Raw genomic sequence first — 16,470 nt, 5'->3', positions numbered from 1 at the left:
ACAATCGACCGGCTAATCTAGGTCCGGTATGTCCGGCCAGAGTACGCTTGTCGTCACGACGCTGAGCGGCGTTCGCCCCTTGGGCGTGCGCGGCCAGCCGCTGCACAATTCGGCAATCCAGCTCATCCGCATCGTGCGTCATCGCTTGGGCGACACGGTCGCGGACCTGCTGGCCGAGCCGCAGCTCCATGCCGACGGCAAGGGCATCGACTGGTACGCGAACTGGCCGGGGCCGGTGCGACGCCTGGTCGATCTCGACCCCCGACAACGTGGCGATGTTCTTTCCCAGGTCGATCGCGGGTTGATCGAAGTTGGAAGACTGGGCCAGATCCTGTCGACGAGAGGCGACGGCGATGTCATCGGCCGCTCGCTGCAACTCGCCGCCCGCCGACCGGACGAATCCTTCGTCTTCCTGGTCGGCGACCGGCCTGTCGTCGTTTGCTGGGGTTATGAGAAGGAAGCCGCCCAGGGACTGTTGCCGACTGCGTTGCTGCGCACTCCAGTCCGTCAATCGGTACTGGAACCTCCCCCGCTTCAGGCCTTCGCGCCCCGCCCGGTATTGCCACCGCCGCCGCGGACAATTCCCTGGGGCCGCGCACTCCTGCTGGCGCTGCCATTGTTGGCGTTGCTGCTTGGAACGATCTGGGTCCTGCGGAATTGGCTGCCCACCAGCCCGTTCGTCGCCCTGGCGACCAAGGAGAGTACGGCAGCCGTGCAAGTGCCTGCAGCTCCCGCCGATCGCAGGCCCATTCTCAAGGCATCGCTGTCTCAGGAGCAGGCGCGCGCCAAGGCCTTGCAGGTCGAGCTGGCGGCCATCGAAGGCGAATTGAAGAAGCGCGTCGCCGCGTGCAAGCCGCCGGAACCGCCCCCGGCGCCCAAACCTCCCCAGGTCGCGGTCGCTCCCCCACCACCCAAGCCTGCTCCCCCGCCTGCACCGCCGGAACCGCAACGGCCGCGTGATAACCGACTGCGCCTGCCGAGCGGGCCGACACGGGACTTTTCCTTCTTGCAGGGCTGCTGGCGAAGCGACCAGTTCCGCCACGAACTGGTTCAGCTCCAGCCCGGAGTCTCGTCCTACTGCTTCGATTCCAGCGGCTACGGTCAACTCGAATGGCGCAGCGGGCGCACTGCTTGTCGGACCAGCGCTCAGGCTCGTTTCGATGGCTCGACCCTGCGGTTGCACGACTCCGATACAACCTGCAACGACGGTTCGCACTGGTATGCCGACCAACTGGTCTGCCAGCGTGGTGCGGACAACGTGGCGCAGTGCAGTGGCTATTCGCGCGGCGCGTTTGGCCCAACCTCCTGGACCGTCAATCTGCACAAGTTGAATTGATCGCGCGGGGCGAGCGGCAAACGCACAATGGGGACGGGCGCACCCGAGTCGCAGCCGTCATTGTGCTTGCGCCCGCCCGCGCGCGGCGCTGCCGTAAACAGCACCGCGGTGCCTGATTGTCGCTTTGGGGGAATGCGGCTAGTGCGACGTCACTCGCTTGAGTCGCGTGATCTCGTCCTTGATCTGCAGTTTCCGCTTCTTGAGGCTGCAGATCGCGTCGTCATCGGGCTGCGGACGCGCGTTCTCTTCGCTGATCGCATGCTCGAGCATCGCATGCTTGGCCTTCAACGCTTCGATGTGATCTACGGCACTCATAGACACCTCCGAGCTGATTGCAGACACAAAAACTCTGACTCCGTCCGATGGCCAAGTCACGGCCAAATCGGTCGCCGTCGCCGCCCTGTGCAAAAGTAGGCTAGAATGGTCAATATGGTTGACCGTCCAAGGCTGATCGTCGGCATCTCCGGCGCATCAGGCGTGATCTATGGCGTTCGTTTATTGCAGACACTGCAATCGTTGCCGTTGGAAACTCACCTCGTCATGACGCGGACCGCGGAGGTGACGCTCGCGCATGAGACTGATTTCAAGGTGGACGACGTGCGGCGGCTCGCGGATGTGGCATATAGAATTGACGATCTCGCCGCTGCGATTTCGAGTGGGTCATACCGGACCATCGGAATGATCGTGTCGCCCTGCTCTATGCGCAGTCTCAGCGAAATCGCCCACGGCATCACCAGCAATTTGCTGACGCGAGCCGCCGACGTCGTGCTGAAAGAACGCCGCAAATTGGTCTTGGTTGCCCGCGAAACGCCACTTCATGCGATTCATCTGCGCAATATGACGACGCTCGCCGAAATGGGCGCGATTATCGCTCCATCGGTACCCGCCTTCTACAATCGACCCCAGTCGCTCGACGATCTCATCGACCACACGGTCGGCCGGATCCTGGATCTTTTCGATCTCGAGAGCGGCAGGGTGAAGCGTTGGAGAGAATGAGCTAGAGGCCGATGGCGCGGTCGACCTCCTCCTTCAAGAGGCTCGGGAACGTTGCCGCCATCAATTGAGCCACAGCGACACGGTCGTGCTTGTCCGGAACGACCCCCAGACACACTGCATAGACGCCAAGATTGCCGACGGCAGCCCGTAGGCGCTGCTCGGCCGGACGATCGCGATCCGCCGGCGGGCCGTGCAAAGAGACGAGCGTCAGCTGTTCGGCATGCTCGGCGGCCAGTTCGGCCTCTGCAACCCTGCGCCGGGCCGCGTCTACGGTCTCCGGGAGCGTTTCGCTCCAGGACCGCTCCTTGAGGGCTTTCCTGACCTGGCGCAGGGGGCGCACGACGTCGGCCTGCCACCGGTCGCTCACGGCCAGGATGCTCTTCAGCCTGTCCGCCGTCAGGGTCGGCCGCCCCGACGCTCCCAACCAACAGCAGAAAAGCAGGATATTGACGTCGCAGCCGCGGCGATCCTGAAGATCCAGGCAAGCTGGCGCCACGCCCTCGCTGGCATAAAGTTCGAGGGAGAAATTCCAGAATGGGTGAGGTAGGAAGTCTGACATGGCGTGGGGTTATGCGCTTCCCTTTGGGCGGCCGAAGGGGTACACGGCCCGCATCCACGTGGCTAGCCCGCCGGGACGAGTGCGCTGAAGCATGAACGACGACGTGCCATCGGAACCTCAGGATGCCGAAGCCCTCAAGGCCAAGCTGGAGACGTTGCGAAGCGAGCATCGAGATCTCGACGAGGTGATCGATCGCCTGATCGAGAAGGCTCCCTTTGACCAACTCCAGCTTCAGCGCCTCAAGAAACGGAAGCTTGGGCTGAAGGACCAGATCACCAGGTTGGAAAGCCAACTCATCCCCGACATCATCGCCTGAAGACATTTTCCAAGACCAAATGGCAAAAATCTCCGCCAAACGCCGCCCGCTGGTGGGCCTGATCATGGGAAGCCAGTCGGACTGGGCGACCATGCGCCATGCCGCCGAGACCCTCGACACTCTCGGTGTCCCTTACGAGGCCCGCATCGTGTCCGCGCATCGGACGCCGAAACGGCTGGTGGCCTACGCCTCGGGCGCCAAGGAGCGCGGGTTGAAAGCCATCATCGCCGGAGCCGGTGGCGCCGCCCACTTGCCGGGCATGACAGCCTCCATGACGCCTTTGCCGGTGCTGGGCGTGCCAGTCGAGAGTGCTGCCCTCAAAGGCATGGATAGCCTTCTTTCCATTGTCCAGATGCCGGCCGGAATCCCCGTCGGCACACTGGCCATCGGCAAGTCAGGGGCCATCAATTCGGCGCTTCTGGCAGCCTCCATCGTCGGTCTTGGCGACGCCAAGATCATGGCAGCAGTCGAGCGCTGGCGGCTACGCCAGACCGAGGCGGTCGCCGACGCCCCGTCGGATACCCCGCCCGAGCAGCGATAGAGGCATGGCCGGACAGATTCTGCCTCCCGGATCGACCATTGGCATCCTGGGCGGGGGCCAATTGGGTCGGATGACCGCGATGGCCGCGGCCCGGCTTGGCTATCGAACCGTCGTCTTTGCTCCCGAGGCGCATTCGATCGCAGCCGACGTCTCAGCGGGCTATGTCCAGGGAGCCTATGACGACGGAGACGCCCTCGGCCGGTTCGCGGCCAAGGTCGATGTCATCACCTACGAGTTCGAGAACGTGCCGGAAAGCACGGTCGCCATGTGTGCCCGGTACAAGCCGGTGCGCCCCGGAACTGCCCCGCTGTTCGTCGCGCAACATCGCCTGCGCGAGAAGGCATTCTTCCGCGACTCCGGTCTCGGCACGGCGGACTACCAGCCCATCCGCACCGAAGCGGACGTCGCCAGTGCCACGGCCTTTCCCGGCATCCTGAAGACCTGCACCGAGGGCTATGACGGCAAGGGGCAGGCCCGGGTTTCGAGCCGGGAAGACCTCGCATCAGCCTGGAACAGGCTCGGCCGCCGCGAATGCATCCTCGAGGTGCTGGTCGATTTCGACTGCGAGGTCTCGGCAATCGTCGCGCGCGGCCTCGACGGCCAGGCGCGTTGTTTTCCCATCGGCCTGAACGATCACCGCGACGGCATCCTGCGCACCACCACGGTGCCCTCGGGCCTGCCGGCGGAGACGCTCACCATTGCCGAGCGCTATGGTCTTCAGCTGGCCGAGAAGCTGGATCTCGTCGGCCTGGTCGCGCTCGAGATGTTCGTGACCAGCGACGGCAAGGTGCTCGCCAACGAAATGGCACCCCGCCCCCACAATTCCGGCCATTGGACGCTCGATGCCTGCGCCACCAGCCAATTCGAGCAGCTCGTGCGCGCGATCTGCGGTCTTCCGCTTGGAGCCGTCGACATCCTGGCGCCATCGCGCATGGTCAACCTGATCGGTCCCGAAGCCGACGACTGGGCCCGCTACGTCGCCGAGCCCACGGCGCGCTTGCATCTCTACGGCAAAGGCAAAGCGCGGCCCGGCCGCAAGATGGGCCACGTCACCTATGTGACGGTGCCGCAGGAATAGGTCAGCGCCGTACGGCTGTCCGCATGCGGTTGCCGGGCTGCCAGGACCGTGCCCGGGCCTTCAGCTTCTCGACTGTCATGACGTTGTCGATCCGCCGGTCCAGAAACTTCCAGGTCGCTTCGCTGCCGGGCGAACGGTCGTTCAGCCAATAGAGCAGCGTCGAGGAGTAGACCGCCGCCAGCGTCGCCCGCTTGGTATAGAAGTTGAAGTCCGTGCTGGTGTCGCCGGCCGAGTACCATATGGCATCGACGGTGCGATACAGGAGCTTGAGACCAAGCGGCGCGTTGAACGGCAGCGCAAGCAGTGCCAGGGCCCGGCGGGCCGCCTCCTTGTTGCCCAGATGCCGGTCGAGCCGAATCCGGATGGCCTCGCGGATGCGGTCGCGGATCTTGAGGCTGCCCATCCCCTCGGCCTCCATGTCGGCCACCATACGGCGATCGGCTCGGAGGCTGAGGTGGTTCAGGACGTCCAGCGCCCCGCCCGGAAACAAGCGGTCCGCCTCGCCGGCCGGCAATCCCAGCCCGCGGGCGGCGGCCCGGAGGGCGGTTCCAGTCCATCCTTCGAAGGCCGCCTCGTTGGCGACGGCGTCGGCCAGACGGTCGCGAAGGTCGGAGTCGGGGTCGCTTTGCGGGGAATTGAAGTCGTTCATGGCCGAAATATATGACCTTCGCCGGGGCTTCCCAAGGGCGGTCCCCTGTGATACCTACGCGCCTCTCGAATTCATGCCCTGGAAATCCCGGGGCGTATTAGCTTGGAAGGAAGCAATCGCAGTGCAGGTTCTCGTCCGCGAAAATAACGTCGATCAGGCGCTCCGCGTCCTGAAGAAGAAGATGCAACGTGAAGGCATCTTCCGCGAGATGAAGCTCCGCCGCAATTACGAGAAGCCCTCCGAGCGTCGCGCCCGCGAGCGGGCCGAGGCCATCCGCCGCACGCGCAAGCTGATGCGCAAGCGCCTCGAGCGCGAAGGCTATTAAGCCTCCGCTTCAATGGAAGCACCCCCAAATACCCCCGGCACTGTCGGGGGTTTTTTATTGGTTGCCCGCTGAATTGCGCCTTCTTGCCGGCGGGCGCTGAGCAACGTCGTGCCGACGCCCAACGTTCTCAGACACCGGAGTTCAACAGGAGAAGGCATATGACCAAGATCTCCCTGATGACCGCCTGTGCGCTGGTTCTGTCGGGTTCGATGGCCATGGCGCAGATGCCGGCCGGCCCCAACAGTGGTCCGGGCGGAGCGAGCGGCGCCGCACCGACGCGGGATGTCGGCACCCTGCCCAACGCCGCGACCACCAGCAACTCGACCTCGACGTCGAGCAGCATATTGGAGCAACAGAACAAGCAGGTGAGCGCCGGCCAGGCCGAGCCGCGCGGGAGCTACGGTCAAGGATACCGGCAACAGGCGACGGCCCCGATGGACTCGCAGGCCAGTTGCGGCGGCCCTGGCCGGCATCAGGTGGCTATCACCGACGAGTATGGCTTCAAGTACGATAGCTGCGGCAATCGTCTGAATGCCCAAGGCCATTCCATGGCGCCCCATACGCGCTAACGGCGGCGTGTGGCGATCATCCTGTGACGATTGGCAGGGGCCGCCCGAGGGCGGCCCTTCGCCTACCGACTGTCTGCCAGTAGAGCGAAAATCGCTTCTTCGAGTTCCCGTACATCTGTCACGGTGACGTCCGGCGTCTCGGCGGCAGAGCGCGGTTTTTGGCGGCGCCATCGCCCGCTCCGAAACTGGATCGTCGTCATCCCCTGCGCCTTGGCTGGCGCGACATCCTGATCGAGCCGATCGCCGACGAAGATCGTCTCGACAGCGGGAATGTGCGCGTCGTCGGCAAACAGGGGCGCAATCCCGGCCCGCTCCAGGCGATCTCTGGGGTAGTCGGCGGCTGACAGGACCACCCCATGGCCGACCAGCCTGTGCAGAAGCTGTTCGATCCCGGGCCGAAGCTGGAAAACATCCAGTCCGCGCGTCATCGCCTCGAACCGCTGCGTCACTCGGCCAATGGTCCTGGGTTCCCCGCCGCACAGGATCCCGATCATGGCGCCGTATGTGTCAGCCGCGAAGGACAGCACGGCCTGCTCGGAGGCAGCCTCCACCATTGGCTGATCGACGCGAATGCCCTCGAGGCTGCAGGCGGAGGCGATTGCTCCATCCACCGCCATCTCCCAGGCGAACTCGAGGTCGATCGCGCCGCCGATATCGAACAGGACGGCGCGATACGTCACGTCGACGTCAGTGAGCCGAACCTTCCAGCGCCTTGACGATGTTCTCGCACATCACCTTGGCGTCGGCGAACAGCATCATCGTGTTGTCGCGGAAGAAGAGCTCGTTCTCGACGCCGGCATAGCCCGAGGACATGCCGCGCTTCACGAACAGCACGGTCTGCGCCTTCTCGACGTCGAGAATCGGCATGCCGTAGATGGGGCTCTTCGGATCCGTCTTGGCGGCCGGGTTGGTGACGTCATTGGCGCCGATGACGAACGCCACGTCGGTCGAGGCGAAGTCGCGGTTGATGTCGTCGAGTTCGAACACCTCGTCGTAGGGCACATTGGCCTCGGCCAGCAGCACGTTCATATGGCCCGGCATACGGCCTGCGACCGGATGGATGGCATAGCGCACCTGGACGCCGCGCTCCTTCAGCAGGTCCGCCATTTCACGCAATGCATGCTGGGCCTGCGCCACCGCCATGCCATAGCCCGGCACGATGATCACCGAACTGGCATTCTCCATCAGGAACGCGGCATCCTCGGCCGAGCCGGCCTTCACCGGCTTGTCGGGCTTGCCGCCGGCAGCAGCCACCGCCGCGCCACCGTCGGTGCCAAATCCGCCCAGGATCACATTGAAGATGGAGCGGTTCATGCCCTTGCACATGATGTAGCTCAGGATCGCGCCCGACGAGCCCACCAGCGCGCCCGTCACGATCAGGGCCGTGTTGCCGAGGGTGAAGCCGATGCCGGCAGCCGCCCATCCCGAATAGGAATTGAGCATCGACACCACGACCGGCATGTCGGCGCCGCCGATGGGCAGGATCAGCAGGAAGCCGACCGCCAGCGACAGGATGATCAGCAGCATGAAGGTCACCGGGTGGCCGGCGGAAGCGAACCACACCAGCAGCAGCACGATGACGATGCCGATCAGGGCGTTCAGGTAATGCTGGCCCCGGAACACCAGCGGCGCACCCGAAACCAGCCCCTGCAGCTTGGCAAAGGCCACGATGGAGCCCGTAAAGGTGATGGCACCGATGACCGTGCCAAGCCCCATCTCGATCAGGCTCTGGGTCTTGATATGACCGGGAGAGCCGATCCCAAAGGCATCGGGCGACACGAACGCCGCGGCCGCCACGAACACCGCCGCGAGCCCCACCAGCGAATGGAAGGCCGCGACGAGCTGAGGCAGCGCCGTCATCTGGATGCGCATGGCCACGATCGTGCCGACCGTCCCGCCGACCACCAGGCCGGCGAGGATCAGCCAGGGCGATACGATGCCCGGTGACAGGACCGTGACGCCGATCGCCACGACCATGCCGACGATGCCGTAGAGATTGCCGGCGCGTGATGTCGTGGGCGAGGAAAGTCCTCGCAGCGCCATGATGAAGCAGATAGCCGAAATCAGATAGCCGTAGGCGGCCAGTTCTTGAGTAATCACTTTGCGCCTCGCCTACTTCTTGACCGGCTGCTTCTTCTTGAACATCGACAGCATTCGGTGCGTGACGATGAAGCCGCCGAAGATATTCACCGCAGCCAGCGCGACGGCGATGGCGCCGAAGAGCTGGGCCGCCCCAAGGCCTCGCAGTCCCGCTGCCAGCAGAGCGCCGACGATGATGACGGAGGATACGGCGTTGGTGACCGCCATCAGCGGCGAGTGGAGCGCCGGCGTCACGCGCCATACCACGTAGTAACCGACGAAGCAGGCCAGCGCGAAAATCGTCAGCAACGCCACGAACGGCATATGCCCGCCTTCGGGCGTCGTCAGCGTGCCCTGAGCCGCCATATCGGTGATCTGCTGCGCCAGGTTCTTGAGATTGCCCGCGAGCTCCTGGGCCTGGGTGGCGAACTTTGCCGCTTCGCCAGCGATTCTGTCGTCCATGCCTTCTCCTAGCTCTGGCCGGAATTCTGGATGAGGGAGGGATGCACGATCTGCCCGCCCTGGGTGACGAGCGTGCCCTTCACGACCTCGTCGTTGACGTCGATCTTCAGGGCCTTGGTCTCCTTGTCGACCATGGGCGTGATGAAGTTGAGCAGATTGCGCGAGAACAGCGCCGACGCATCGGTCGGAAGCTCCGCCGGCAGATTGGCCGGGCCGACGAGTTTCACGCCGTACTTCTCGACCACCTTGCCATATTCGGAGAGCGGGCAGTTGCCGCCCTGCTCCACCGCCATGTCGACGATGACCGAGCCGGGCTTCATGGTCTTCACCATGTCCTCGGTCACCAGGACCGGCGCCTTGCGGCCCGGAATGAGGGCCGTTGTGATGACGATATCCTGCTGGCGGATGTGATCGGCCACCAATGCAGCCTGCTTGGCGCGATAGTCCGCGCTCATTTCCTTGGCGTAGCCACCGGCCGTCTCCGCCGCCTTGAACTCCTCGTCCTCGACGGCAACGAACTTGCCGCCCAGCGACTGAACCTGCTCCTTCGTGGCGGGGCGCACATCGGTCGCCGAAACGATGGCGCCGAGTCGCCGAGCCGTGGCGATCGCCTGCAGGCCGGCAACGCCGACGCCCATGATGAAGGCCCGCGCCGGCGCAAGGGTTCCAGCCGGCGTCATCATCTGGGGAAAGATCCGGCCGAAGGTGTTCGCCGCCACGAGCACGGCCTTGTAGCCGCCGAGGTTCGCCTGCGACGACAGGATATCCATCGACTGCGCCCGGGTGATGCGCGGAATCAACTCGAGCGCGAAAGCCGTGACGCCTTTCCCGGCAAGCGTTTGCACCAACTCGGCATTCGTGAGCGCCCCGAGGGGCGACATCAGGACCTGACCGGAACGCAGCAAGCCGATTTCGTCGAGGCCTTCCGCCGCCGACATCGGACGCTGAATCTTGAAGACGATATCGCCGGCTGCAACCGCCGATGCCGCATCCGGCACGATGTTTGCCCCGGCGTCCATATAGGCCTGGTCGGTATAGGCAGCCGCGATCCCGGCTCCGGCCTCGATGGTCACTTCCCCTCCGAGCGCCTTCAATTTCTTCACGGTCTCGGGCGTTGCGGCCACGCGTGTCTCGTATGGCCGGCGTTCTTTGAGGATGGCGATTTTCATGGAGCGCTTCAGATCGTTTCAGGGGGCGCGGAAGGAAACTAGGATGCGAACCATGCCCAGCCGTTCGTTCTTTGCCAAGGAGGTTTTTCGCCGCGTGAGACGGCTGGATTTACGCTCGTGGCCGTTGCGTGTTAGGCGAGATCATGGCTGACCGTCCATTCATTCTCACTGGCTTCACCTTCACGAAGCAGACACTCGCAGCCTTCTCTCGAAACTGCGAGATCGTCGGACATATGGACAAGCCTGATCCCGCGCTCGTTCCGCCCGAGGTTGCGCCGCGTGTGCAAGCGCTGGTGACGACCGGAAGCGTGGGCGCCTCCGACAGGTTGATGGCCGCCTTGCCGCGATTGTCGATCATCTGCTGCTACGGCACCGGCTACGAGCGCATCGATATCGAAGCCGCCCGTCGCCGCAACATCATCGTCACGCACGGCGCCGACGCCAACGCGCCCGACGTCGCGGAGATGGCCGTCGGCATCCTGCTGGCCTCGACGCGCCGCATCGTGCGCGCCGACAAGATGATCCGCCGCGGCGAATGGACCAAACGCATCCCTAACCGCTTCGGCGCCATCGCCGGCCTCACCGGTGGAAAGGTCGGCATTCTCGGCCTTGGCGCCATTGGCATGGAGGTCGCCAAGCGCCTCAAGGGCTTCGACGTGCAGATCGGCTATTGCAACAGGAACAAACGCGCCGACGTCGACTATGCCTATTTTGCCGACGTCATGGCGCTCGCGACATGGGCGGACTATTTGATCGTCTGCCTGCGCTCCGATGCCTCCAACAGGCATATCGTCGACGCCGAGGTGCTGAAGGCGCTGGGCCCGCGCGGCCACCTGGTCAACATCAGCCGAGGCTGGGCGGTGGATGAAGCAGCGCTCGCCGACGCCCTGCGCGACAACGTGATCGAGGGTGCGGCGTTGGATGTATTCGACGAGGAACCCTACGAAGGCCAGGCGTTTCTTCCCCTCGACAATCTGGTGATGACCCCGCATTTCGGCGGTGGCACAGAACATGCGCAGGCGCGCATGACGGCCTTGGTCTGCCAGAATCTCGACGCCCATTTCGCGGGCAAGCCGGTCGTGACGCCCTTGCCTGAATTGCGCGACCTGGCCGCTAGGACGGAGGGTCGACTCCGATGACGACCGGCTTCGCGGCATGGCGGGCGGGCGTGTCGAACCACACGTCATAGTAGGCCCGCAGCGCCGAGGGATAGCGGCGCAGCGTCGTGAAGATGCTGTAGGGCCGGTCGACGTCGCGGGCCGCCAGTCCCCAGGCCTCGATGCCCTCCTCGCGGGCGAGGAAGATGGCGCGGGCAAGGTGAAAGTGCTGCGACACGATGATCAGTCGCTTCTGCCCGAAGACCTCCTCGGCCCTCAGGATCGAATCGCGCGTTCGAACACCGGCGAAGTCGCGATAGATCACATCGGCCGGGACACCCCGGCCGACCAACCCGGCCCGCATCGCCGTCGGTTCGTCGTAAGCCGGACCGCGCCGATCGCCGCTGACCAACAGGTATTTCGCCTTGCCTGCGCTCCACAGGGCCGCGGCCGCATCGAGACGGCGCTCAAAGTAGCGGTTGGGGCCGCCTTCCGGACCGATCGGCGCGGCGCCCAGGACCAAAGCAACCTCCACAGTCGGGAGGGCCGCTGCATCGTCGACGATGAAGGGAGCCGCCAGAGCTTCGAGCCGCCGCTGAGCCATCCAGGCAACCAGCGCGACAAGGAGCACAGCCCCGATGACGGCAAGCACGCCGTAAAGCGCAAGACGCATGATCAGAGCGCCGGATCCGCGCCGACCATTACCTGCGGTCCGATATGGTGGGGCAACACGCCCCTCCACGCGTCATAGTAGGAAAGAACGGCTGCCAGATAGGGACGCACGCGCATCATCAGCGGCATTTCGGGCTCTTCCCTGGCATCGAAGCCATAGGCCTCCATCCCGAGACTGCGCGCGAGGAAAAGCGCCCGCGCGACGTGCGAGCGCTGCGACACGATCACCATTCGATCGAGGCCGAAGACCTTATGGGCTCGAACCACCGAGTCCCAGGTGCGGAACCCCTTGCCGTCGCGATAGATCGCATCGGGCGGGACGCCCCGCTCGATGAGCCCTGCCCGCATGTCCGCAGGCTCGTCATAGCGGCCGGTGTGATTGCCGCTGACGATGAAATATCTCGCCTTGCCGGCCTTCCACAGGGCGGCAGCAGCATCCAGCCGATAGTCGAACGTCAGGTTGGGGGCTCCGCTCGGCATCAGACGCGACGTCCCCAGGACCAACGCCACCTGCACGGCCGGTACCCGCGCCGGGTCGGCAGTCATGCTGCCGTCGCCCAGGAACTCCTGAAGGCGCTCCGCGAACCAGACGCTCGCGGCGGTCATGATGACGGCAAGGAGCATGGTGACAATGGCCCAGCGCAATGGCTGCGCCTTGATGGAATTCCATGGACTCTCGAGACGCGCGAGCATCATCTTCCTGCAGGCCCTGAAAGGACGTCTGCATGCCGCGCATGAGCACTGCCGAAGCAACCGTCGAGACATTGCTGCGACATGAAGTCGATACGGTCTATGCCCTGCCCGGCCTGCATAACGATCCCTTGTTCGATGCCTTTTACCATACCGGCGAGCGCTTGCGTGTGATCCATCCGAGGCATGAGCAGACGGCTGCCTACATGGCGCTGGGTGCGGCGCTCGTCACCGGCAAGCCACAGGCCTTCGCCGTCGTGCCCGGTCCGGGCATGCTCAATGCCAGTTCCGCCCTGCTGACGGCCTACGGCATGAACGCTCCCGTGCTGGGCCTGATCGGCCAGATCCCTCAGGCCGATATCGACCGCGGTCATGGCCATTTGCATGAGATCCACGATCAGCTCGGCCTGATGCGTCACATCACCAAATGGGCCGACCGCATCAGGAGTCCCCAGGAAGCGCCAAGGCTGGTCTCGGAGGCGATCTGGCAGGCGCGCTCGGGTCGCCAACGCCCGGTTGCCCTTGAGTGCGCGCTGGACACATGGGCGCAGCGAGCCGAAGTGGCCTTGCCCGATGCGCCTCTTCCTCTGCCATTCGAAACCGTCGACGACGAAGCGATCGAACGAGCGGCCAAACTCCTCGGCCAGGCCGAGCGCCCGATCCTGGTCCTGGGCGGCGGCGCGCAGGAGGCGAGCGCCGAAGTCGCCAGGATCGCCGAGATGCTGGAGGCGCCCGTCAGCTCCTACCGCCGCGGACGGGGAGTCATATCAAGTTCGCACCGGCTGGCAGTCGACATGCCGGTCGGTCATCGCCTGTGGAAGGATGCCGACGCCGTTCTGGCGATCGGGACGCGCTTCTTCATCCAGAATGGCGGCTGGGGGATCGACGACCAGCTCAAGGTCGTGCGCATCGACATCGATCCCGAGGAGCCCGACCGGCTGCGCAGGCCCGACGTGGCACTGGTGGGAGATGCCGCTGTGCAGCTGCGGGCCCTGATTGCCGCGCTTCCCAGGCACAACCGCAAACGCGCCCCGCGGGATGAAGAGCTGAACAGTCACCGTGCGTGGCTGGCCGAGCGACTATCGCGCCTCGAACCCCAGCTTGGCTTCCTCAAGGCGATCCGGGCTGCCCTTCCCGAAGATGGAATCTTCGTCGATGAAGTGTGCCAGGTCGGCTTCGCATCACGTGTCGCCCTGCCGATCGAAAAGCCCCGGACCTTCCTGTCACCGGGGTATCAGGACAATTTGGGCTGGGGACTGGGGACGGCACTCGGCGCCAAGGTGGCGATGCCTCACCGGAAAGTGCTGTCCATCACCGGCGATGGCGGCGCGATGTATCAGATCGGTGAACTCGCCACCGCCGTCCGCCACAACATCGCTGTCGTACTCGTCGTGTTCGACAACGGCGCTTTCGGCAATGTCAGGCGCATTCAGCAGGAACGCTATGGCAATCGTCTGATCGCTTCGGATCTCCACAACCCGAACTTCGCCCAGCTCGCGGAGTCCTTCGGCATCGCCTCCTTCAAGGCCGTGACCGCGAACCAACTGGAGGACGCGCTGCACAAGGCCTTTGCGCTCGATGCCCCTGCCCTCGTCTGGGTGCCGCACGGTGACATGCCAAGCCCGTGGGACCTGATCATGATGCCCAGGGTACGCGGCTGAACGGCGTGTCGACGACGCCATCCTCGCGATCCATCTGGGTGAGGATATCGCCGAAGTCCGTCGAGCAGACGAAACCAAGGCGGCGCATCGCCTTGCTCGAGTCGTAGACCCGATCGATGTAGTCGAACATCGTCCAGCCTCGGCGCGCATAAATCTCGCGATAGCGTGGAAAGTAGCGATGCACGACCAGTGGCGCATATTCCATGAGCTGGTCGCAGTCTTCCGGGCTGAACGGCGTCAGCGCCGAGATGATGAAGGTGTCGAAACCGATCTGCGGCGCCCGATCCAGCGCCACGACATGGGCCCGCGCGGCATCCTCCACGGTGAGCCGACGAAACAGGAATTCGTTGGCCTTTATGTTGGCATCCGACTGGATGATCTCGTGCGCCATGTCGTCTTCTTCCGGAAAGAACCGCCCAGTGCGCAGTATGACGATCGGCAGTCCCGATGTGTCATGGACCATTCGACAGAGATGTTCGGCCGCGAATTTGGTGACGCCATAGATGTTGCGCGGTTCGAGCGGGCCCATCTCCTCGTCGATCCAGAAGGCACGGTGAACGCCACGCCGGTGCGCCTCGCGAATCTGCCGCGACACCATCAGCGAGGTCGTCGACGTGAAGACGAAGCGGTCCACCGGCGACCCGGGCGCCGACGCCTCTTCGAGAAGATTCATCGTCCCCTGGATGTTGATCGACACGAACTCGCCGCTGTCATGGGTGGCAAGTTGCGGCTTATGCAGCGCGCCGGCATGGATGATGGCCTGGATGGCGTTGCCCCGGATGGCCGTGCGGACGCTCGGCCGATCGGTCACTGAGGCAACAACGTCGGTATGAGGCCCTGGCACCGGATCGAAGCCGACGACACGATGCCCGGCCTTCTTCAGGCGCGGCACCAGATGCTGCCCAAGCCATCCGGAAGAACCTGTGACCAGAATGTTCACGACAGGCCTGCCTCGGTAAGCGCCTCCTGCTGGCGAAGCGCGAGAGCATCGACATCGAAGCCATCGATCAGACTCTCGAACAGTCGGTGCCAGTTGATCGAGGCCCGCAAATGAATGAATACCGACCCGAGCCCGACCGCGGCGCGATCCATGAACACAAACTCACGCGGGGGACGCACCCCGCCCAGGCGGCGCAATTCTCCAAACACCTTCTGCGCGGTGTCGCGACCGAAGCCTTCCGCGACACCTTCCGTCAAGCGGCGCTCCCGGTCATCCATCAGGGGACCATAAAGGAACGCCGCCCAGCGATTCAGGATGACGATCATGTCGCGCGACAGACCGCTGAATCCCCAATCTTCATAGGCGGCGACGGCACGGTCCAGATCGTCGGCCATAAGGGCCCGATAGAGCTCGATCGAGCCGCGCACGAAGCGCGGCGGGAATATCCGCACGCAGCCAAAGTCCATGAGGTTCACGGACCCGTCGGCCCGGACCGAGTAGTTGCCAAGATGCGGATCCCCGTGGATCACGCCGTAGGAGTAAAAGGGAATGTACCAGGCGCGGAACATGTCGGCGGCGAGCGCATTCCGCTCTTCCTGCGACCGCGCCTTCCAGTTCAACAGCGGCTCGCCAGCGAGCCAGTTCATCGTCAGCAGACGATCGGTCGAATAGCCGGCCACGACCTCGGGTACATGGATCCGCGCTTCTTGACGGAGCATGTGGCGATAAAGGGCGACATGACGGGCTTCGCGCCGATAATCCAGCTCTTCGCGCAGGCGGCTCGTGATCTCGGCGTGGATCTCATCCGTGCGGATCGCCGGATCGAAGCGCTGGCCGATGGCGAACACCAGCTTGAGCTGGTTCAGATCGGCTTCGAGCGCCGCACTCATGTCGGGATATTGAAGCTTCACGGCCGCTTCCTGCCCACCGAGCAGGACAGCATGGTGGACTTGGCCCAGGGAGGCTGCAAAGGACGCTTCCTTGTCGAAGCGCGCGAACTTGGCCTGCCAGTCGGGACCGAGCTCCGTCGCCATGCGCCGGCGCACGAAGGCCCATCCCATGGCCGGCGCATTGGCCTGGAGCTGCGCAAGCTCACGGGCATATTCCGGCGGCAGCGCGTCAGGGATGGTGGCGAGAAGCTGCGCCGCCTTCATGAGCGGCCCCTTCAGCCCGCCCAGTGCGACCTTTAGTTCCGTGGCGTGGCGGTCCCGGTCGAGAGACAGGCCGAGATAGCGCTCGCCGGCGAGCCGCGCCGCCAGCCCGCCCACCGAGGCGCCGACCCGAGCATAGCGGCCCAGCCGTCCGCCTAGACTGTCGCCCTCGTCGGCCAT

At 64.5% G+C, this 16,470-nt stretch carries 20 protein-coding genes; 9 read left to right on the top strand and 11 right to left on the bottom strand.

Going from position 1 to position 16,470, the window contains the following annotated elements; translation table 11 throughout:
- Positions 1-28 precede the first annotated feature (28 nt).
- Positions 29-1,336 carry an SrfA family protein gene (locus tag B5D62_RS04450; protein ID WP_085932579.1) on the top strand — a complete coding sequence of 436 codons (1,308 nt, stop codon included), beginning with the start codon at positions 29-31 and terminating at the stop codon, positions 1,334-1,336.
- 138 nt (positions 1,337-1,474) lie between these two features.
- On the opposite strand, the gene B5D62_RS04445 is transcribed toward B5D62_RS04450, so the two are convergent.
- Entirely contained in the window at positions 1,475-1,651 is a 177-nt protein-coding gene (locus B5D62_RS04445) for a YdcH family protein (protein WP_085932578.1), read from the bottom strand.
- 114 nt (positions 1,652-1,765) lie between these two features.
- Here B5D62_RS04445 and B5D62_RS04440 point away from each other — a divergent pair, with 114 nt between their 5' ends.
- Positions 1,766-2,332: a UbiX family flavin prenyltransferase gene (locus B5D62_RS04440; RefSeq protein ID WP_085933525.1), complete on the top strand. Its 567-nt coding sequence runs from the start codon at positions 1,766-1,768 to the stop codon at positions 2,330-2,332.
- Between the two features lies 1 nt (position 2,333).
- Here B5D62_RS04440 and B5D62_RS04435 read toward each other — a convergent pair whose 3' ends face one another.
- Positions 2,334-2,891: a TIGR02444 family protein gene (locus B5D62_RS04435; RefSeq protein ID WP_085932577.1), complete on the bottom strand. Its 558-nt coding sequence runs from the start codon at positions 2,889-2,891 to the stop codon at positions 2,334-2,336.
- Positions 2,892-2,982: 91 nt separating this feature from the next.
- Here B5D62_RS04435 and B5D62_RS04430 point away from each other — a divergent pair, with 91 nt between their 5' ends.
- From B5D62_RS04430 to B5D62_RS04420, 3 genes are read left to right on the top strand one after another with little or no spacing between them, the layout of a single operon-like run.
- Positions 2,983-3,207, top strand: coding sequence for a YdcH family protein (locus B5D62_RS04430; protein ID WP_085932576.1), 225 nt, complete (start codon positions 2,983-2,985; stop codon positions 3,205-3,207).
- A 19-nt stretch (positions 3,208-3,226) separates the two neighbouring features.
- On the top strand, positions 3,227-3,748 hold the full coding sequence (gene purE / locus B5D62_RS04425; RefSeq protein ID WP_085932575.1) for a 5-(carboxyamino)imidazole ribonucleotide mutase: 522 nt from the start codon (positions 3,227-3,229) through the stop codon (positions 3,746-3,748).
- Between the two features lie 4 nt (positions 3,749-3,752).
- A complete protein-coding gene (locus tag B5D62_RS04420; protein WP_085932574.1) occupies positions 3,753-4,826 on the top strand; it encodes a 5-(carboxyamino)imidazole ribonucleotide synthase in 1,074 nt (357 codons plus the stop codon).
- Between the two features lies 1 nt (position 4,827).
- On the opposite strand, the gene B5D62_RS04415 is transcribed toward B5D62_RS04420, so the two are convergent.
- Positions 4,828-5,475, bottom strand: coding sequence for a COQ9 family protein (locus tag B5D62_RS04415; protein WP_085932573.1), 648 nt, complete (start codon positions 5,473-5,475; stop codon positions 4,828-4,830).
- Positions 5,476-5,596: 121 nt separating this feature from the next.
- On the opposite strand from B5D62_RS04415, the gene rpsU reads away from it, so the two are divergent.
- Entirely contained in the window at positions 5,597-5,800 is a 204-nt protein-coding gene (rpsU, locus tag B5D62_RS04410; protein WP_085932572.1) for a 30S ribosomal protein S21, read from the top strand.
- 158 nt (positions 5,801-5,958) lie between these two features.
- A complete protein-coding gene (locus B5D62_RS04405; protein ID WP_085932571.1) occupies positions 5,959-6,369 on the top strand; it encodes a hypothetical protein in 411 nt (136 codons plus the stop codon).
- 62 nt (positions 6,370-6,431) lie between these two features.
- Here the strand turns inward: B5D62_RS04405 and B5D62_RS04400 are convergent, their stop codons facing one another.
- The 4 genes from B5D62_RS04400 to B5D62_RS04385 are packed head-to-tail and all read right to left on the bottom strand — an operon-like array spanning position 6,432 to position 10,079.
- Entirely contained in the window at positions 6,432-7,049 is a 618-nt protein-coding gene (locus B5D62_RS04400; RefSeq protein WP_085932570.1) for an HAD family hydrolase, read from the bottom strand.
- Positions 7,050-7,056: 7 nt separating this feature from the next.
- The gene (locus B5D62_RS04395) at positions 7,057-8,466 is read right to left on the bottom strand and encodes an NAD(P)(+) transhydrogenase (Re/Si-specific) subunit beta (RefSeq protein ID WP_085933524.1); all 1,410 of its coding nucleotides are present in this window, start codon (positions 8,464-8,466) and stop codon (positions 7,057-7,059) included.
- Positions 8,467-8,481: 15 nt separating this feature from the next.
- A complete protein-coding gene (locus tag B5D62_RS04390; protein ID WP_085932569.1) occupies positions 8,482-8,910 on the bottom strand; it encodes an NAD(P) transhydrogenase subunit alpha part 2 in 429 nt (142 codons plus the stop codon).
- An 8-nt stretch (positions 8,911-8,918) separates the two neighbouring features.
- The gene (locus B5D62_RS04385) at positions 8,919-10,079 is read right to left on the bottom strand and encodes a Re/Si-specific NAD(P)(+) transhydrogenase subunit alpha (protein ID WP_085932568.1); all 1,161 of its coding nucleotides are present in this window, start codon (positions 10,077-10,079) and stop codon (positions 8,919-8,921) included.
- A gap of 143 nt (positions 10,080-10,222) precedes the next feature.
- On the opposite strand from B5D62_RS04385, the gene B5D62_RS04380 reads away from it, so the two are divergent.
- Positions 10,223-11,218 (top strand): 2-hydroxyacid dehydrogenase, encoded by a 996-nt coding sequence (locus B5D62_RS04380; protein WP_085932567.1) that lies wholly within the window; start codon positions 10,223-10,225, stop codon positions 11,216-11,218.
- Here the strand turns inward: B5D62_RS04380 and B5D62_RS04375 are convergent.
- Together B5D62_RS04375 and B5D62_RS04370 are read right to left on the bottom strand one after the other, a co-directional pair.
- The gene (locus B5D62_RS04375) at positions 11,193-11,849 is read right to left on the bottom strand and encodes a SanA/YdcF family protein (RefSeq protein ID WP_085932566.1); all 657 of its coding nucleotides are present in this window, start codon (positions 11,847-11,849) and stop codon (positions 11,193-11,195) included. The two genes, B5D62_RS04380 and B5D62_RS04375, sit on opposite strands and share 26 nt — an antisense overlap.
- A gap of 2 nt (positions 11,850-11,851) precedes the next feature.
- The gene (locus B5D62_RS04370) at positions 11,852-12,541 is read right to left on the bottom strand and encodes a SanA/YdcF family protein (protein ID WP_170920780.1); all 690 of its coding nucleotides are present in this window, start codon (positions 12,539-12,541) and stop codon (positions 11,852-11,854) included.
- A 41-nt stretch (positions 12,542-12,582) separates the two neighbouring features.
- On the opposite strand from B5D62_RS04370, the gene B5D62_RS04365 reads away from it, so the two are divergent.
- Complete coding sequence (locus B5D62_RS04365; RefSeq protein ID WP_218190936.1) at positions 12,583-14,199, top strand: thiamine pyrophosphate-dependent enzyme; 1,617 nt, start codon at positions 12,583-12,585, stop codon at positions 14,197-14,199.
- Here the strand turns inward: B5D62_RS04365 and B5D62_RS04360 are convergent.
- Positions 14,174-15,139, bottom strand: a complete 966-nt coding sequence (locus B5D62_RS04360) for an NAD-dependent epimerase/dehydratase family protein (protein WP_085932563.1) — start codon at positions 15,137-15,139, stop codon at positions 14,174-14,176. The genes B5D62_RS04365 and B5D62_RS04360 overlap by 26 nt on opposite strands.
- Positions 15,136-16,470 (bottom strand): ABC1 kinase family protein, encoded by a 1,335-nt coding sequence (locus tag B5D62_RS04355; RefSeq protein ID WP_085932562.1) that lies wholly within the window; start codon positions 16,468-16,470, stop codon positions 15,136-15,138. The genes B5D62_RS04360 and B5D62_RS04355 overlap by 4 nt, the downstream gene beginning before the upstream one ends.

Source organism: Enhydrobacter aerosaccus (assembly GCF_900167455.1).
Lineage (GTDB): Bacteria > Pseudomonadota > Alphaproteobacteria > Reyranellales > Reyranellaceae > Reyranella > Reyranella aerosaccus.
This window is presented reverse-complemented; position numbering and strand designations above follow the sequence as displayed.

What these genes read in the sequence shown, in the direction of transcription:
- B5D62_RS04450 (WP_085932579.1), top strand. Translation starts at nt 29, where the DNA reads ATGTCCGGCCAGAGTACGCTTGTCGTCACGACGCTGAGCGGCGTTCGC.
- B5D62_RS04445 (WP_085932578.1), bottom strand. Translation starts at nt 1,651, where the DNA reads ATGAGTGCCGTAGATCACATCGAAGCGTTGAAGGCCAAGCATGCGATG.
- B5D62_RS04440 (WP_085933525.1), top strand. Translation starts at nt 1,766, where the DNA reads ATGGTTGACCGTCCAAGGCTGATCGTCGGCATCTCCGGCGCATCAGGC.
- B5D62_RS04435 (WP_085932577.1), bottom strand. Translation starts at nt 2,891, where the DNA reads ATGTCAGACTTCCTACCTCACCCATTCTGGAATTTCTCCCTCGAACTT.
- B5D62_RS04430 (WP_085932576.1), top strand. Translation starts at nt 2,983, where the DNA reads ATGAACGACGACGTGCCATCGGAACCTCAGGATGCCGAAGCCCTCAAG.
- purE (WP_085932575.1), top strand. Translation starts at nt 3,227, where the DNA reads ATGGCAAAAATCTCCGCCAAACGCCGCCCGCTGGTGGGCCTGATCATG.
- B5D62_RS04420 (WP_085932574.1), top strand. Translation starts at nt 3,753, where the DNA reads ATGGCCGGACAGATTCTGCCTCCCGGATCGACCATTGGCATCCTGGGC.
- B5D62_RS04415 (WP_085932573.1), bottom strand. Translation starts at nt 5,475, where the DNA reads ATGAACGACTTCAATTCCCCGCAAAGCGACCCCGACTCCGACCTTCGC.
- B5D62_RS04405 (WP_085932571.1), top strand. Translation starts at nt 5,959, where the DNA reads ATGACCAAGATCTCCCTGATGACCGCCTGTGCGCTGGTTCTGTCGGGT.
- B5D62_RS04390 (WP_085932569.1), bottom strand. Translation starts at nt 8,910, where the DNA reads ATGGACGACAGAATCGCTGGCGAAGCGGCAAAGTTCGCCACCCAGGCC.
- B5D62_RS04385 (WP_085932568.1), bottom strand. Translation starts at nt 10,079, where the DNA reads ATGAAAATCGCCATCCTCAAAGAACGCCGGCCATACGAGACACGCGTG.
- B5D62_RS04380 (WP_085932567.1), top strand. Translation starts at nt 10,223, where the DNA reads ATGGCTGACCGTCCATTCATTCTCACTGGCTTCACCTTCACGAAGCAG.
- B5D62_RS04375 (WP_085932566.1), bottom strand. Translation starts at nt 11,849, where the DNA reads ATGCGTCTTGCGCTTTACGGCGTGCTTGCCGTCATCGGGGCTGTGCTC.
- B5D62_RS04370 (WP_170920780.1), bottom strand. Translation starts at nt 12,541, where the DNA reads ATGCTCGCGCGTCTCGAGAGTCCATGGAATTCCATCAAGGCGCAGCCA.
- B5D62_RS04365 (WP_218190936.1), top strand. Translation starts at nt 12,583, where the DNA reads ATGAGCACTGCCGAAGCAACCGTCGAGACATTGCTGCGACATGAAGTC.
- B5D62_RS04355 (WP_085932562.1), bottom strand. Translation starts at nt 16,470, where the DNA reads ATGGCCGACGAGGGCGACAGTCTAGGCGGACGGCTGGGCCGCTATGCT.